Origin of the sequence: Agrococcus phoenicis (assembly GCF_047302415.1) — a bacterium.
In the GTDB taxonomy this organism is placed as follows: domain Bacteria; phylum Actinomycetota; class Actinomycetes; order Actinomycetales; family Microbacteriaceae; genus Agrococcus.
In genome coordinates, this window is sequence record NZ_CP154854.1 from 777692 (window position 1) to 792173 (window position 14482).

Annotated in this window: 13 protein-coding genes; 6 read left to right on the forward strand and 7 right to left on the reverse strand. The window is 73.3% G+C overall.

The window, feature by feature from the left end; genetic code table 11:
- Positions 1-21: 21 nt before the first annotated feature.
- The gene (locus AA0Z99_RS03785) at positions 22-1059 is read right to left on the reverse strand and encodes an App1 family protein (RefSeq protein WP_413319601.1); all 1038 of its coding nucleotides are present in this window, start codon (positions 1057-1059) and stop codon (positions 22-24) included.
- Between the two features lie 87 nt (positions 1060-1146).
- Complete coding sequence (locus tag AA0Z99_RS03790; RefSeq protein WP_413319603.1) at positions 1147-1842, reverse strand: SOS response-associated peptidase; 696 nt, start codon at positions 1840-1842, stop codon at positions 1147-1149.
- A 48-nt stretch (positions 1843-1890) separates the two neighbouring features.
- On the opposite strand from AA0Z99_RS03790, the gene AA0Z99_RS03795 reads away from it, so the two are divergent.
- Complete coding sequence (locus AA0Z99_RS03795) at positions 1891-2544, forward strand: TetR/AcrR family transcriptional regulator (RefSeq protein WP_413319605.1); 654 nt, start codon at positions 1891-1893, stop codon at positions 2542-2544.
- A 16-nt stretch (positions 2545-2560) separates the two neighbouring features.
- Here AA0Z99_RS03795 and AA0Z99_RS03800 read toward each other — a convergent pair whose 3' ends face one another.
- Both AA0Z99_RS03800 and AA0Z99_RS03805 read right to left on the reverse strand, forming a co-directional pair.
- The gene (locus AA0Z99_RS03800; RefSeq protein WP_413320750.1) at positions 2561-3319 is read right to left on the reverse strand and encodes a DedA family protein; all 759 of its coding nucleotides are present in this window, start codon (positions 3317-3319) and stop codon (positions 2561-2563) included.
- The gene (locus AA0Z99_RS03805; protein WP_413319607.1) at positions 3319-4236 is read right to left on the reverse strand and encodes an aminotransferase class IV; all 918 of its coding nucleotides are present in this window, start codon (positions 4234-4236) and stop codon (positions 3319-3321) included. The genes AA0Z99_RS03800 and AA0Z99_RS03805 overlap by 1 nt, the downstream gene beginning before the upstream one ends.
- 12 nt (positions 4237-4248) lie before the next feature.
- On the opposite strand from AA0Z99_RS03805, the gene AA0Z99_RS03810 reads away from it, so the two are divergent.
- A complete protein-coding gene (locus AA0Z99_RS03810; RefSeq protein WP_413319609.1) occupies positions 4249-5598 on the forward strand; it encodes an anthranilate synthase component I family protein in 1350 nt (449 codons plus the stop codon).
- Positions 5599-5631: 33 nt separating this feature from the next.
- On the opposite strand, the gene AA0Z99_RS03815 is transcribed toward AA0Z99_RS03810, so the two are convergent.
- The 3 genes from AA0Z99_RS03815 to AA0Z99_RS03825 form a co-directional block, all read right to left on the reverse strand.
- Positions 5632-5955: an ArsR/SmtB family transcription factor gene (locus tag AA0Z99_RS03815; RefSeq protein WP_413319611.1), complete on the reverse strand. Its 324-nt coding sequence runs from the start codon at positions 5953-5955 to the stop codon at positions 5632-5634.
- Complete coding sequence (locus AA0Z99_RS03820; RefSeq protein ID WP_413319613.1) at positions 5952-6902, reverse strand: SRPBCC domain-containing protein; 951 nt, start codon at positions 6900-6902, stop codon at positions 5952-5954. The genes AA0Z99_RS03815 and AA0Z99_RS03820 overlap by 4 nt, the downstream gene beginning before the upstream one ends.
- 72 nt (positions 6903-6974) lie before the next feature.
- Positions 6975-7445 (reverse strand): SRPBCC domain-containing protein, encoded by a 471-nt coding sequence (locus AA0Z99_RS03825; protein ID WP_413319615.1) that lies wholly within the window; start codon positions 7443-7445, stop codon positions 6975-6977.
- A 113-nt stretch (positions 7446-7558) separates the two neighbouring features.
- Here AA0Z99_RS03825 and leuS point away from each other — a divergent pair, with 113 nt between their 5' ends.
- The 4 genes from leuS to holA all read left to right on the forward strand — a co-directional run bounded on the left by leuS (position 7559) and on the right by holA (position 14051).
- Entirely contained in the window at positions 7559-10099 is a 2541-nt protein-coding gene (gene leuS, locus AA0Z99_RS03830) for a leucine--tRNA ligase (RefSeq protein WP_413319617.1), read from the forward strand.
- 81 nt (positions 10100-10180) lie between these two features.
- A complete protein-coding gene (locus AA0Z99_RS03835) occupies positions 10181-10777 on the forward strand; it encodes a helix-hairpin-helix domain-containing protein (RefSeq protein WP_413319619.1) in 597 nt (198 codons plus the stop codon).
- A 16-nt stretch (positions 10778-10793) separates the two neighbouring features.
- Positions 10794-13052 (forward strand): ComEC/Rec2 family competence protein, encoded by a 2259-nt coding sequence (locus AA0Z99_RS03840; RefSeq protein ID WP_413319621.1) that lies wholly within the window; start codon positions 10794-10796, stop codon positions 13050-13052.
- Positions 13053-13061: 9 nt separating this feature from the next.
- Positions 13062-14051, forward strand: a complete 990-nt coding sequence (gene holA, locus AA0Z99_RS03845) for a DNA polymerase III subunit delta (protein WP_413319623.1) — start codon at positions 13062-13064, stop codon at positions 14049-14051.
- The last annotated feature ends 431 nt before the right edge of the window (positions 14052-14482 follow it).

Genomic DNA, 14482 nt, shown 5'->3' on the forward strand with positions numbered 1-14482 from the left:
ACGACGCAGCGGCGCGCGCCATCAGAGCACGTCGAGGCCGGGGATCCTCGCGAGCTCCTTCGCGAGCCCCCCGCCGTTCGACGACCACACCCAGGGGTGCATCGAGCGCGTCTCGGCGTGCTTGCGGCCACCGGCCAGCACCGCCTCCTGCGGCGAGAGCTCGCGGATCGCGACCGCGTGCACGGATGCGGGATGCGCGTTCGCGAACTCGCCGTAGATCGACTCGTCGTGCTGCCCGTCGTCGCCGACGAGCAGCCACCGGATGTCGGGGAACTCGCGCGCGAGCCTGCGCAGCTCGCGGCGCTTGTGCTCGCGGCCGGAGCGGAAGAAGCGGTCGTGCGTCGGCCCCCAATCGGTCAGCAGCAGGCTGCCGGAGGGGTAGAGGTTGCGGGAGAGGAATCGACTGAGGGTGGGTGCCGCGTTCCACGCCCCGGTGGAGAGGTAGACGAAGGGGCTCTCCGGATGCTCGTTCGCGATGCGCTCGTACAGCACGGCCATGCCGGGCACCGGCTGCCGTCCGTGCTCGTCGAGCACGAACGCGTTCCAGGCGGCGAGCAGCGGCCGGGGGAGCGACGTCACCATGACGGTGTCGTCGATGTCGCTGACGACACCGAAGCGCGTGGCGGGATCGACCACGAAGACCGGAGCGACGACCGGCACGGATCCGGCGACGCTGAGCGTCACCTCCTGCCACCCCGATTCGAGGCGGAACGGCACGATCGCGTCGACGAGCCCGCCGCGGTCGGCGATCACCACGTGGCGCTCGCCGTTGGCCTCCAGCGTCACGTCGATGTGGTTGAGGGCGATCGACGTGAACGAGCGCCACCCGCGCACGTTCTCGTAGTGCACGCTCTGCTCCTTGCCGGGCTGCACGAGCAGCACGCGGGCGAGCACCCGCACCCAGCCGTCCCCGCCGTATCCGGGGTAGGCGACGATGGCGGGCAGGCGACCGGCGCGGAGCGCGTTGGCCTCCCGGTGCTCGTGCACCCAATCCTCGATGCGCGCAGCGGTGTGCTTGATGGGTTCGGGGATGCGCGAGAGCGGATCGAGCTCCTCCATGCGTGACCTCCCGAGCCGTGGACGCCCCTCGACCCTACTGGCTGCCGGCCGCCGCGAGCCGACCGCCGGGCGACGCTCGCGGGTGCCCTACGCCGGGTCGATGGGTGCGATGAGCTCGGCGCCCTGCTCGCGCACGTTGCCGACCCGAGCGCCGACGACGTGCGCGCGCAGGTTCGCCACCGCCTCCGCAGCCTCGGCCGCGACCGCCTCGAGCGCGGCCTCGCCGTCCTCCGTCGGGTCGAGCCACGCATCCCGCATCTCGGGGGAGACGACCACGGGCATCCGCTCGTGGATGGGTGCGAGCTCGCCCGCGGATGCGGTGGTGAGGATCGAGGTCGACAGCAGCCAGGCGCCGTCCGGCTGCTTCCACCAGGCATAGAGGCCCGCGAACGAGATCGGATGCTCGCCGTGGATGTAGTGCGGGGTCTTCGCATCGCCGTGCCGCTGCCACTCGAACCAGCCGTCGGCGGGCACCAGCGCGCGCCGCTCGCGCACCGCGTCGCGGAACATGGGCTTCGAGGCCGCCGTCTCGCTGCGCGCGTTGAAGGCGCGCACGCCCACCGACACGTCATCCGCCCAGGCGGGCACGAGCCCCCAGCGCGCCGCCTCCAGCCTGCGCACGGGGGGCGAGTCGTCGCGCGGCTGCGGCTCCACGACGATCGGCACCGTCGAGGTCGGCGGGATGTTCCAGCTCGGCTCTGGCAGCGCGGCGCCGATCTCATCGATCTCGAACAGCGCGACCAGCTCGGTCGCAGGGGTCGCCAGCACGTACCGTCCACACATACCCGCGATGCTCCCACCGATCGACGCCGGATGCGACAGGATGTCGCCATGAACGATCGAAGCTCCCCGGCACCGTCGGTGACCGTGAGGAACGAGCCGGTGCAGGCGCGGGCCGCCCACCGGATCGAAGCGCTGCTGGACGCGGCGGCGGCGGTGGTGGTCGAGCACGGCATCGAGCACCTCACGACGGCGCTCGTCGCCGAGCATGCCGGAGCCTCGATCGGCACCGTCTACCGCTACTTCCCCGACCGCGTCGCGGTGCTCGTGGCGCTCGCGGAGCGCAACCTCGAGCGCATGCGGCTCGCCATCGAGCGCGTGCTCATCGTCGACCACCCCTCGTGGGAGGAAGCGATGGAGGCGATCGTCGGCGCGATGGTCGAGACCTTCCGCGAGGTGCCCTCGTTCAGGATGCTGCGCACGGGCGAGGGCCTGGACCTCGGGCCTCAGCACCGCGCCGCCGTCGCGCCGCTGTTCGTCGACGACATGGTCGAGTTCCTGCGCGAGCGCTGGGGCATCGAGACCGACGAGGAGCAGCGCGAGCGGTTGGAGCTCGGCATCGGCGGCCTCGACGCGCTCGTGACCTACGCGTTCCTGCACGATCCCGATGGCGACCCGCGCTACCTCGCGATGGGCGTGGAGCTCGCGCGCGAGCAGATCGGCGACATGCTCGGCGGCGCGCGCAAAGATCCAGCCGCGGGCTGAGCGCCGCGCCGAGGCGCTATCGGTCGTCGTTCGGCAGTCGGTCCGTCACTCGCTCGTTCGAGCCCTGCTCGTCGACCGGCTCGCCGCCGCGCTCCTGCTCCGCCGCCTGGCCCGCCTCGGCATCCTCGTGCGCGCCCTCCTCCATGTGCCGGGCCTCGTACCGGCCGATCAGGCGCTTGGCGACCCACACGAGCAGGATGAACGCGGCGACGACCGCGACCATGACGTAGCCGGCGCCGTGCAGCCGGTCGGCGAGCTCGCGGTAGGTGCCGCCGGCGAGCCAGCCGGCTGAGGCGTAGGCGGCTGCCCACACGATGCACGCGGGGGTCGTCCAGGCGAGGAACCGGCGGTAGGGCATCGCCGATGCCCCGACGATCAGCGGCACCAGGGAGTGCGCGACGGGGAGGAAGCGCGAGAGGAAGATGGCGGGCCCCCCGCGGCGCGCCAGGTAGCGCTCGGTGCGGCGCCACTGCGCGGATGCCCTCGGCCACCGCCGAGCGAGCCAGACGTCGATCTTCGGGCCGAGCCAGTGCCCGATCGCGAAGCCGATCGACTCGCCCGCGAGCGCGCCCAGGACGATCGCGCCGATCAGCGCGAGCCACCAGGGCCATGCCTCGACGGCGAGCGCTGCGACGATCACGATCGTGTCCCCGGGCACGACGAGTCCCAGCAGCACGCTCGTCTCCAGCAGCATCGCGATGCCCGCGACGATCGTGCGCAGGAGCGGGTCGACGGAGGCGACGGCGTCGAGGAAGCCGCCGATGACGTCGTCGATCACCGCGCGCCCACCCTCGCCGCGCCGCGCCGCTGGCCGTCGTCGCCGCTGGTGTCGCTCGGGGACGGCGGCACGCGCAGCGCGTCGAGGCGGCGCTGCCACGGTTCCGCGAGCGCGGGCGGCGCGAGGTCGGGCCCGTCGATCCATCGCGAGACGGCGCGGATGCCGCGCAGCGCGTTCGCCAGCCACACCTCGCAGTCCGCGAGCGCCGCAGGCGTCGCGCGCTCGCGCCGCACCTCGATCCCGCGCTCGCTCGCCATCGCCAGCAGCACCGCCGCGGTCACCGACGGCAGGCTCGGCACGCCTGCGGCCGGCATGCACAGCACCTCGCCGCGCCACCACAGCAGGGCGGACCAGGTGCCTTCCGCGACCACGCCGTCGACGGTGATGATCGGTTCGACGGGGGCGCCGATGCGAGCGGCCTCCTTGGCCTGCAGGGCGGCGAGCGCCTCGAGGTCGGGGCCCTTGCGATGCGGCAGGGTGCGGGGATCGCGGCTGGCGGTCACGACGTCGATGCGCGTCGACGCGTCGGGCGCCGGCCGGATCCGCAGGAAGATCCCGTCGGGCGTGAGGTCGAGGCGCGGCGACCAGCGGCCGCGGGTCGGCACGTGCCGCATCGCGGCCTCGGCGGCGGTGAGCGCAGCGCGAGGATCGCCGCCTGCACCTGCCACCGCATCGGCGAAGCGACGCTGGTGCCGCTGGAGCGCGAGCACGCGGCCGTCGACGACGAGCCACGAGTCGGCCGCGAGCGTCGTGGTCGCCGATGCGACCCGAGACCCCGCGTCGCCCTCAGCATCGGAGCCGGCCGCGGGGGAGAAGCCGGTCGGCGTCCAGACGAGCGACGAGGTGCCGGCGACCGACGCGGGGTCGCCCGGAGCAGGGCGGCTCCGGTCCCGCGCAGCCTCGGTCCCGCTCATAGGATCGACCCTATGCCAGCGACCTCTGCGCCGCTCCTGCCGCACCTCGGTGCCCGCTGGGCGACGTCGGTCGACGTGACGCCCGAGGCCGCCTTCGCGTCGCTCGAGGCCAGCGGCGGGGACGTCGTCTGGCTCGACTCCTCCTCGAGCGGCGCGCACGTGATCGGCGTCGGTAGCCACGCGCTCGTCATCCGGGGAGGGCGCGCGACCCTCGACGGCGAGCCCATCGGCGGCGACGCGGTGGCGGCGCTCGACCAGGCGCGCGCGCGGCTCCCCGGCGCCTGGATCGGCTGGTTCGGCTACGAGGCGGGGGTGCGGATGCTCGGGCTCGAGCCCGAGGAGGGCGACGAGGCCGCGGGGCGGTTCCCCGAGGCGGCGTGGCTGCTGCTCGATCGCTGGGTGGTGTCGGTGGAGGGCAGCGCGCAGCTGCAGTCGCGCGACGGCGAGCCGTGGGCGCTCGAGCAGGAGCCCGATCCGGTGCCGGAGCCCGCGGGCTCGGTCGATCGGCGCACGGGCCGGCGGGTCGACCCGGCCCTCCTGCACTGGCGCGACGGCGACGTCGCGTACGCCGAGAAGGTCGAGCGCTGCCGCGAGCACATCCGGGAGGGCGACTCCTACGTGCTGTGCCTGACGACCGCGATCGAGGGGCCGCCGATCGACGCGATCGCGACCCACGCGCGGCTGCGGGCGGCGAACCCCGTCCATCACGGCGGCCTGCTGCGCATCGCCGGCGTCACGGTGTCGAGCGCGAGCCCGGAGACCTTCCTGCACGTCGAGGGAGGTGTCGCGACGACGCGCCCCATCAAGGGAACCCGCCGCCGCGGCGATGCGGATGGCGTGCTCGGGGGCGCCGACGACGCGGCGCTCGCGCTCGAGCTGTTCGAGAGCGAGAAGGAGCGGGCCGAGAACGTCATGATCGTCGACCTGTGCCGCAACGACCTGCAGCGGGTGAGCGCGCCGGGCTCCGTCGAGGTGGCGAGCCTGCTCGAGGTCGAGACCTACCCCACGGTGCACCAGCTCGTGTCGACGGTGCGAGGGCGCCTCCTGCCCGGGCTCGGGCCGCTCGACGCGGTGCGCGCGCTCTTCCCCGCCGGATCGATGACCGGTGCACCCAAGCGCCGCACCGTCGAGCTGCTGGGGGCGCTCGAGGGCGCGCCCCGCGGCGTCTACAGCGGATGCTTCGGACTGGTGGCAGCAGACGTGTGCCACCTGGCGATGGTCATCAGGAGCGTCGTCGCGGACGAGCACGGCACCCACATCGGGGTCGGCGGCGGCGTGACCGCGCTGTCGGATCCGGCCTTCGAGGTGGAGGAGCTGCACGTGAAGGCAGCAGCCATGCTCGCCGCGCTCGTGCCGCGATGAGGCCCGCCGCGCCCGGCATCGCATCCGTGCGCGTCACGCGTCGGCGCGCGCCTCGGCCCTCCGCGCGACGCGCTCCAGCCGCGCGTCCCAGGCTCGGCCGATCCGGTCGAGCCGATCGGCCAGCTCGCTGAGGCTCGCGCCGATCGCGCGGTGCTCGACCGCGCGGCCGACGCGCTCCGATCCGACCAGCCCCGCCGCCTCGAGCACCGCGAGGTGCTTCGCGATCGCCTGCCGCGTGACCGGCAGCTCCTTGGCGAGCGCGCTCGCCGAGCGGGGCCGGCTGCCGAGCAGCTCCAGGATCCGCCAGCGGGTGTCGTCGGCGAGCGCCGCCAGCTGCGCGACGGGCGGGGCCGTCACGCCGGATCCGAGAGCACGTGGCTGCGCAGGCTGTCGAGCACGAACTCCCAGCCGCCCCGGTTCTGCTCCATGCGCTCGTCGCGCACCTCTGCAGGCACGCGCATCCAGCCGGACTCGACCACGGTGACGCGGGTGCCGCTGTGCTCGGTCTCGTCCAGGTCGAAGCGCACGTCGCAGGCTTCGGCACCCGGCTCGTCCTCACCGATCTCACCCCACCGGAACGCGAACGTCTCCGCCTCGCGCAGGATCTGGATCGCCACCGGCCAGCGCTGCCCCTCGTGCTCGAAGGTGCCGGTGACGCCCTCCCTCACCCCGCCGGGGAAGTCGGCGGGGTGCCCCCACCACGCCTCGATGGATGCAGGGTCGGTGAGGTGCCGCCAGACGAGCTCCTTCGGGGCCTGGATGTCGAGGGAGCGCGTGATCGTGCCAGCCACGCGGTCGACGATCGCGGGGGCCCAACGTCGAGCGACGAGCGCGACGAGCTCGTCGAGCTCCTGGGTCCACCCCTGACGGTTGTCCTCGAGCGCCGCTCGGGCGGCGGCCTCGTCACCGAGGTGCTCGAAGCCGGTCTCGACGACCGTGAGGCGGGTCAGGTCGCCGTCGCGCACGAGGGAGAAGGTCGCGAGGGTGCTGGTGTCCTCGCGCAGCGGCTCGCCCGGCGTCCCCCAGCGGAACGCCCAGGCGCGCGGGTGGTCCCAGCGCTCGATGCGGGCCGGGAAGTCGCCGTGCGCGCTCCAGCCGAAGGTGCCCGTCGCGCCCTCGTGCATGCCGTCCGGGAAGCTCACGCGCTGGCCGAACCACTGCGCGATCTCGCGCGGATCCGTCAGCGTCTCCCACACGACCTCGATCGGCGCGCGCACCTCGATCGTGCGCGTCACGCGCATGCTGGCCTCGTCTGCCGTCGCTGCTGGCTCGTGCGCCATCGTCGCCTCCTCGCGATCCCTCATGCAACCATCCGGTTGCGAGTGAAGCGTATGCTGCACCCCTGTCATGCGCAACCTGAAGGTTGCGAAACGGGGTCAGGCCGGCAGGGCCTCCGCGAGCTCGACGAGCTCGTCGAGCTCGACGGTCCAGCCCGCGGCGAGCGAGCGCAGCGCCTCGCGCCGCGTCGAGTCATCGCCCTCGAGCGGGAAGCCCGACTCGACCAGGTGCACCTGGGCGCATCCGTCGATCTCGGCGAGCGTGATCTCGACCGACGAGGCACGGCCGGAGAGGATGCCCTCGGCCCACTCGAAGGCGAAGCGCTGCTCGGGCTCGACGTCGAGGATCCTGGCGGCCAGCACGACCTCGCCCGTCCACGCGAAGCGGCCCAGCGCACCGGGGGCGACGCCCTCCGGGAAGGCGGCGATGTCGCCGAGCCACCGCGCCAGGAGATCGGGCTCGACCAGGCAGCGCCAGACGGTCGCGACCGGCGCATCCACCGAGACGATTCGCGTCACGCGCGACGCGGGCACGTCGACCGTCGCAGGCGGATTCTCGAACTCCGGCACGCACACCTCCTCGACGCTCCTGGACGATTCTGGCACGACGCGCGACGGGCTGGTCGCGCCTAGACTGGAAAGCCGGTGCAGCCGCCGAGGGCTGACCGCACCCAGGAGCATCAGTGACCGACGAGACCTACGACTTCGCCCGCATCGAGCAGCGCTGGCTGCCCGTGTGGGAAGCCCTGCGACCCTTCGCCACGGACGACGAGGCGGATGCGCGCCCGCGCAAGTACGTGCTCGACATGTTCCCCTACCCCTCGGGCGACCTCCACATGGGCCACGCCGAGTCGTACGCCTACGGCGACGTGCTCGCGCGCTACTGGCGGCAGCAGGGCTTCAACGTGCTGCACCCGATCGGATGGGACTCCTTCGGCCTGCCCGCCGAGAACGCGGCGATCCAGCGCGGCATCGATCCCAAGGTCTGGACCGAGGCGAACATCGAGCAGCACAAGCGCTCGATGCGCAAGTACGCGACAGCGTTCGACTGGGATCGCATCCTGCACACGAGCGACCCGCAGTACTACAAGTGGAACCAGTGGCTCTTCCTCGAGCTGTACAAGGCCGGCCTCGCGTACCGCAAGCCCTCCAACGTCAACTGGTGCCCGAAGGATCAGACGGTGCTCGCGAACGAGCAGGTCGTCGACGGCGCCTGCGAGCGCTGCGGGACGCCGGTCGTCAAGAAGAAGCTGACGCAGTGGTACTTCAAGATCACCGACTACGCCGACCGCCTGCTCGACGACCTCAACCAGCTCGAGGGGCGCTGGCCCGAGAAGGTGCTGCGCATGCAGCGCAACTGGATCGGGCGCTCCGAGGGCGCCGAGGTCGAGTTCGAGATCGAGGGCCACCCGAGCCGGGTGCCCGTCTTCACGACCCGCCCCGACACCCTCTACGGCGCCACGTTCATGGTCGTCGCGCCCGATTCCGACCTCGCCGCCGAGCTCGCTGCCGGCGCCGACCCGGCGGTGCGGATGCGGTTCCAGGCCTACCTGGACGACGTGGGGCGGATGACGGAGATCGACCGGCAGAGCACCGAGCGCGTGAAGACGGGCGTCGACCTCGGCCGCTCCGCGATCCACCCGCTGACGGGGGAGCGCATGCCCGTGTGGGCCGCCGACTACGTGCTGGCCGACTACGGCCACGGCGCCGTCATGGGCGTGCCGGCGCACGATCAGCGCGACCTCGACTTCGCGCGCGCGTTCGACCTCCCGGTCCGCGTGGTCGTCGACACCAACGCGCCCGTCACAGGCGTCATGCCGCAGATCCCGCTCGACGACGAGGGCAACGCCGTCTGGCCCGAGGAGCAGCCGCCCCTCGACCCGAAGACCACGGGCGAGGCGCTCACCGGCGACGGGCGGATGATCAACTCCGGCGAGCTCGACGGCATGTCGAAGGCGCACGCCATCACCCGCATGGTGCAGCTGCTGGAATCCCGTGGCGTGGGCCGCGCGGCGAAGACCTACCGCCTGCGCGACTGGCTCGTGAGCCGGCAGCGCTACTGGGGCACGCCCATCCCGATCATCCACACCGCGGACGGGCAGGAGGTGCCGGTGCCGCTCGAGCAGCTGCCCGTCACGCTGCCCGACTCCGAGGGGCTCGACCTGAAGCCCAAGGGCACGAGCCCGCTCGGCGCTGCCGAGGACTGGGTGAACGTGCCGTCGCCGATCGACGGCAGCCCCGCGAAGCGCGACGCCGACACGATGGACACCTTCGTCGACTCCTCCTGGTACTACTTGCGGTTCCTGAACCCGACCGACGACACGCAGCCGTTCGACCGCGCGCAGGTCGAGCGCTGGGCCCCCGTCGACCGCTACGTCGGCGGCGTCGAGCACGCGATCCTGCACCTGCTCTACGCGCGGTTCATCACGAAGGTGCTCTTCGACCTCGGCCACGTGCCGTTCACGGAGCCGTTCGAGTCGCTGCTCAACCAGGGCATGGTCATCCTCGACGGCTCGAAGATGTCGAAGTCGAAGGGCAACCTCGTCACGCTCTCGGAGGAGCTCGAGCAGTTCGGCGTCGACGCCGTGCGCCTGACGATGTCGTTCGCCGGCCCGCCCGAGGACGACATCGACTGGAAGGACGTCAGCCCGACCGGCTCGCAGAAGTTCCTGGCGCGCGCGTGGCGGCTCTCGATCGAGCAGCTCGCGAAGCCGGGCACCGACCCGAAGCCGGGCGATCGGCGCCTGCGCCGCGAGACGCACCGGTTCTTGGCGGATGCGCCGGGTCTCGTCGAGGGGCTGAAGTTCAACGTCGTGGTCGCTCGCCTGATGGAGCTCACCAACGCGACCCGGAAGGCGGTCGACTCCGGCCCCGGCGCTGCAGACCCCGCCGTCCGCGAGGCGGTGGAGACGATCGCGCTCGGCCTCTCGCTCTTCGCGCCCTACACGGCGGAGGACATGTGGGCGAACCTCGGCCACCAGCCGGCGGTCGCGAACGCCGGCTGGCGCAAGGCCGACCGGTCGCTGCTGCAGGAGCAGACGGTCACGGCGGTCGTGCAGGTGAACGGCAAGGTGCGCGACCGGCTCGAGGTGCCGGCTGACATCGCCGACACCGAGCTCGAGGCCGCGGCCCGTGCGCTGGCGGGCGTGCAGCGGGCTGTCGGCGACGCCGAGATCCGCACGGCGGTCGTGCGCGCGCCGAGGCTCGTGAACTTCGTCGTCTAGCGCTCACGCCGGGCACCTCGCCGTCCACAACCACGACCGGCCAGCGCACGGAGACCGCCCCATCCGCCCTACCGTGCGCGGATGGCCGGAGAGGATGCGCGCTGGCGACTGGGCGCCGGGGCCGCCGTGCTGCTGGTGCTCGGCGCGGTGGCGGGCGGGGTCGCGCAGCGGATGCTGGTCGACGCCCAGCCGGACGCGATCCTGCCGACGCCCGTCGCCACCGCTGCTGCCGACCTCGTCATCGACGTGCAGGGCGCGGTCGAGCGGCCCGGCGTCTATCGGCTGTCGCAGGGCGCCCGCGTCCTCGATGCCCTCGCCCGGGCGGGCGGCACGGGCGACGACGCGGCCGATGGCGCGCTGAACCTGGCGCGGCCGCTCGTGGACGGCGAGCAGCTCATCGTGCCGACGCTCGAGGAGCAGGCGGCGGCCACGGAGGCCGCCGCCGCGAGCGGCACCGGCAGCGCGGGGATCGGCGTCGGGGCGGGCGGTCTCGTCTCGCTCAACCGCGCCGACCAGCCCGCGCTCGAAGGGCTGCCACGGGTCGGTCCCGCGCTCGCGATGGCGATCATCGCGCACCGCGAGGAGCACGGGCCCTTCACCGACGTGGCGCAGCTCGACGACGTGCCCGGCATCGGACCAGCGCTGCTCGCCACGCTCACGCCACTGGTGACGCTGTGACTGCCGAGCGCGACTGATGCGCGACCTGCGTCTCGCGCTGCCGGTGGCGCTCGCGTGGGCGGCGCTGGCTGCGCTGAGCGCCCACGCGGCACTGCTGAGCGCGGCGGCCGCGTGCGCAGGCATCGCCGCCATCGCCTGCTTGGCGCTCGCGCACCTCGGTCGTCGGCGGCTGCCGAGCCTGGCCGCCGACGCGCTGCGCTCGCTCGCGCTCGGCCTGGGGTTCGCGTGCCCGCTGCTGCTCGCCGCCGACGGCGTCGTCGCGAGCGGCTTCGAGGCGTGCGACGAGCTGACGCTGCTGCTGCTCGGGCAGGCTGCGCCGACGGAGGTCGTGATCACCGGGTGCACCGGCGAGGGGGGCGAGCGCGGCGCGCTGCGCAGCGCGATGCTGCTGCGGGGGCCGGAGGCGCCGCTCACGATCGGCGGCAGCGCGACCGGCGCGTGCGACGCCTGGCTCGACGGCTCGCGTTGGCTGCTCACCTGCGCCGAGCTCTCGCTCAGCGAGCCGGCCGCGTGGGCGGCATGGGCCGGACCGCTGCGCGACGGGCTGCTCCAGGCCTCCGCGCAGCTACCCGGCGTCGGCGGCGAGCTGCTGCCCGGGCTCTCGATCGGCGACGAGCGGCGCGTCAGCCCGCAGCTGCGCACCGCGATGCTCGAGACCGGGCTCTCGCACCTCACCGCGGTCTCGGGGGCGAACTGCGTGATCGTCGTCGGCGCGGCCTTCCAGGGAGCGGCTGCGCTCGGCGCCCGACGGCCGGTGCGCGTCCTCGTGGCGGCCGGGGCGCTCGCCGCGTTCGTCGTGCTGGTGACGCCGGAGCCCTCGGTCGTGCGCGCCGGCGCGATGGCGTCGATCGGGCTGCTCGGCATCGCCACCGGCCGGCGCTCTGGCGCGCTGGCAGTGCTCTCGCTCGCGGTGCTCGGCGTGCTCGTGCTGCAGCCGCACCTCGCCACGAGTCCCGGCTTCGCGCTCTCCGCCCTCGCGACCTGCGGCCTGATCGTGCACGCGCGCCCGATCACCGCCGTGCTCGCCCGCGCGCTGCCCACGCCGATCGCTGCGCTGATCTCGGTGCCGCTCGCCGCGCAGCTCTGGTGCACCCCGGTGCTCGTCGGGCTCGACGCCCGCGTCAGCCTGGTCGCGGTGCTCGCGAACCTGCTGGCGGGTCCGGCGGCGCCGGTGGTCACGCTCGTGGGGCTCGTGGCATGCCTGGTCGCGCCCCTCGCTCCCGCGGTCGCGATCGGCTGCGCGTGGGTCGGATGGATCCCCGCCGCGTGGATCGCAGAGGTGGCCATGGTCGCGCAGCAGCTCCCGGCCGCGCAGATCCCGTGGCCGGGCGCCCCCTGGGGCGTGCTCGCGGCATCCGCCATGCTCGCCCTCGTCACGATCGGCCACGCTCGATCCAGCCTGGGTCGCGGCATCGCCGCCGCCCTCGTGCTCGGCGCGGTCGTCGGGCTCGGTGCCGCGTGGCCGGGCATCAGGCTCGGCTCGCTCGCCGACTGGCGGATCGCGCAGTGCGACGTGGGGCAGGGGAGCGCGACGATCGTGCGCCACGAGGGCGCGACCGTGCTCATCGACGCGGGGGAGGATCCGGCCCGCGTGCGGCGGTGCCTCGGCATGCTCGGCGTGCAGCGCGTCGACATGCTGGTGCTGACGCACTTCGACGTGGATCACGCGGGCGGCGCGCAGGCACTGGTGGGCCGCACAGGGCTGCTCGTGTACGGTCCGCTCGACGACCGCGCCGGACCGGTCGTCGACGAGCTCGCCGCTGGGGGCGCCGCCACACACGAGGCTCGGCGAGGGGACGCCTGGCAGGTGGGCGGCATGCGCATCGAAGCACTCTGGCCGGTGGGCGAGACCGAGCCCGGCAACGATGCGAGCGTCGCCGTCTCGGTCGACTGGCCGGGGGACCCGCAGGCGGATGGTGCGGTCGAGCTGGTCGTGCTCGGCGACCTGGGCGCGGGATCGCAATCGCGCCTGCTGCGGGCCGGGGTGCCGGCGGCGGCCGTGGTCGTGGTCGCGCACCACGGCTCGGCCGATCAGCTGCCGGCGCTCTACCGCCGCCTGGGTGCATCGGCCGGGCTCGTCGGCGTGGGGGAGAACGACTACGGCCACCCCACGGATGCGGCGCTGCGGCTCGTGCAGGAGGCCGGCGGCGTGCCCCTGCGCACCGATGTGCTCGGCACCATCGCGCTCGCCGTCGACGAGGCGGGGCTGCGGCTGTGGTCGGAGCGGATGGGTCTCGACGCGGATGCGGCTGACGGCGTGGGCGGCCAGCCCTAGGCTGGTGGCATGGCAGCGAGCATCCCGAAGATCAGCTGGGAGCAGGTGTCGCCGGCCCCCGTGGTCCTCGTGTTCGGCAAGGAGTCCTTCCTCGCCGATCGCGCCCTGCAGCGCCTCCGGTCGCTGCTCGTGATGGAGGATCCCGACCTCGAGGTCTCCGATCTCGACGCCGGGCAGTACACGGACGGCGCGCTCGAGCTGATCGCGAGCCCCTCGCTGTTCGACGAGCCGCGCCTGGTGCGGGTCGAGAACGGCGTGAAGGCGACGGACGCCTTCATCGCCGACGCGCTCCGCTACCTGCAGCAGCCCGTCGACGGCACGACCCTCGTCATCCGCCACGACGGCTCGACGGTGCGCGGCAAGAAGCTGCTAGACGCGATCCGGGCGATGCCCGGCGCCATCGAGGTCGTCTGCCAGCCTCTCGGCAGGGGCGACATGCTGCCCTTCGCGCGCAACGAGCTGCGGCTGCTCGAGCGCGAGGCGACGCAGGGCGCGGTCGCGGCGCTCGTCGACGCCTTCCACTCCGACGTCGCCGAGCTCGCCAACGCCATCCGGCAGGTGGCGCTCGACACCGAGGGCCCCGTCACCGAGCAGGTCGTGCGCACCTACTACGCAGGCCGGGTCGAGACGACCGCGTTCGCCGTGGTCGACGAGGTGATCGCGCGCGACACGGCGAAGGCGCTCGTCACGCTGCGGCAGGCGATCGCGACGGGTGCTGATCCGGTGCCGATCGTCGCGGCGTTCGCGATGCGCTTCCGGCAGCTGGCGAAGGTATCGGGTGCCTCAGGCGGCGGCCCGCAGGCGGCCCGGCAGCTGGGCATGCAGGATTGGCAGCTGAAGAACGCTCGCCGCGATCTGCAGCACTTCACCGACGCGACGCTCTGCGACGCGATCGAGGCGATCGCGCACGCCGACCACGCGGTCAAGGGCGCCGAGCGAGACCCGCACTACGCGGTCGAGCGCCTGGTGCGCCAGCTCGCGTCGCGCAGCGCGGCCTGATCGCCGCCGACCTCTTGCTAGCCGTCGATACCCCGCCTCCGGGCACAGCGCGGCGCGCTCCGCGCCTGCGTGGCGACCTCTGCGCCTGGGTGGCGTTTCCGCACCTGAGTGGCGCTTTCCGCGCTTGAGTGGCGCTTTCCGCGTTTGAGTGGCGCTTTCCGCGTTTGAGTGGCGCTTTCCGCGTTTGAGTGGCGCTTTCCGCGCTTGAATGGCGCTTCCTGCGCTTGAGTGGCGCCTCCCGCGCTTGAGCGGCGCTTTCCGCGCTCGAATGGCGCTTCCTGCGCTTGAGTGGCGCCTCCCGCGCTTGAGTGGCGCTTACGACGCTTGAGCGGCGCCTGCCGTCATCGAGAGGCGGTTCCCGACTTCGAGTGTCGCCATCGCGTGAAGACGGGCCATCGCGCCATCTCGGCATCGGGCGGCGGTCCGCATGC

Excerpts from the sequence above, each read along its gene's own strand:
- AA0Z99_RS03785 (WP_413319601.1), bottom strand. The coding sequence starts at position 1,059 with ATGGAGGAGCTCGATCCGCTCTCGCGCATCCCCGAACCCATCAAGCAC.
- AA0Z99_RS03790 (WP_413319603.1), bottom strand. The coding sequence starts at position 1,842 with ATGTGTGGACGGTACGTGCTGGCGACCCCTGCGACCGAGCTGGTCGCG.
- AA0Z99_RS03795 (WP_413319605.1), top strand. The coding sequence starts at position 1,891 with ATGAACGATCGAAGCTCCCCGGCACCGTCGGTGACCGTGAGGAACGAG.
- AA0Z99_RS03805 (WP_413319607.1), bottom strand. The coding sequence starts at position 4,236 with ATGAGCGGGACCGAGGCTGCGCGGGACCGGAGCCGCCCTGCTCCGGGC.
- AA0Z99_RS03810 (WP_413319609.1), top strand. The coding sequence starts at position 4,249 with ATGCCAGCGACCTCTGCGCCGCTCCTGCCGCACCTCGGTGCCCGCTGG.
- AA0Z99_RS03820 (WP_413319613.1), bottom strand. The coding sequence starts at position 6,902 with ATGAGGGATCGCGAGGAGGCGACGATGGCGCACGAGCCAGCAGCGACG.
- AA0Z99_RS03835 (WP_413319619.1), top strand. The coding sequence starts at position 10,181 with ATGGCCGGAGAGGATGCGCGCTGGCGACTGGGCGCCGGGGCCGCCGTG.
- AA0Z99_RS03840 (WP_413319621.1), top strand. The coding sequence starts at position 10,794 with ATGCGCGACCTGCGTCTCGCGCTGCCGGTGGCGCTCGCGTGGGCGGCG.
- holA (WP_413319623.1), top strand. The coding sequence starts at position 13,062 with ATGGCAGCGAGCATCCCGAAGATCAGCTGGGAGCAGGTGTCGCCGGCC.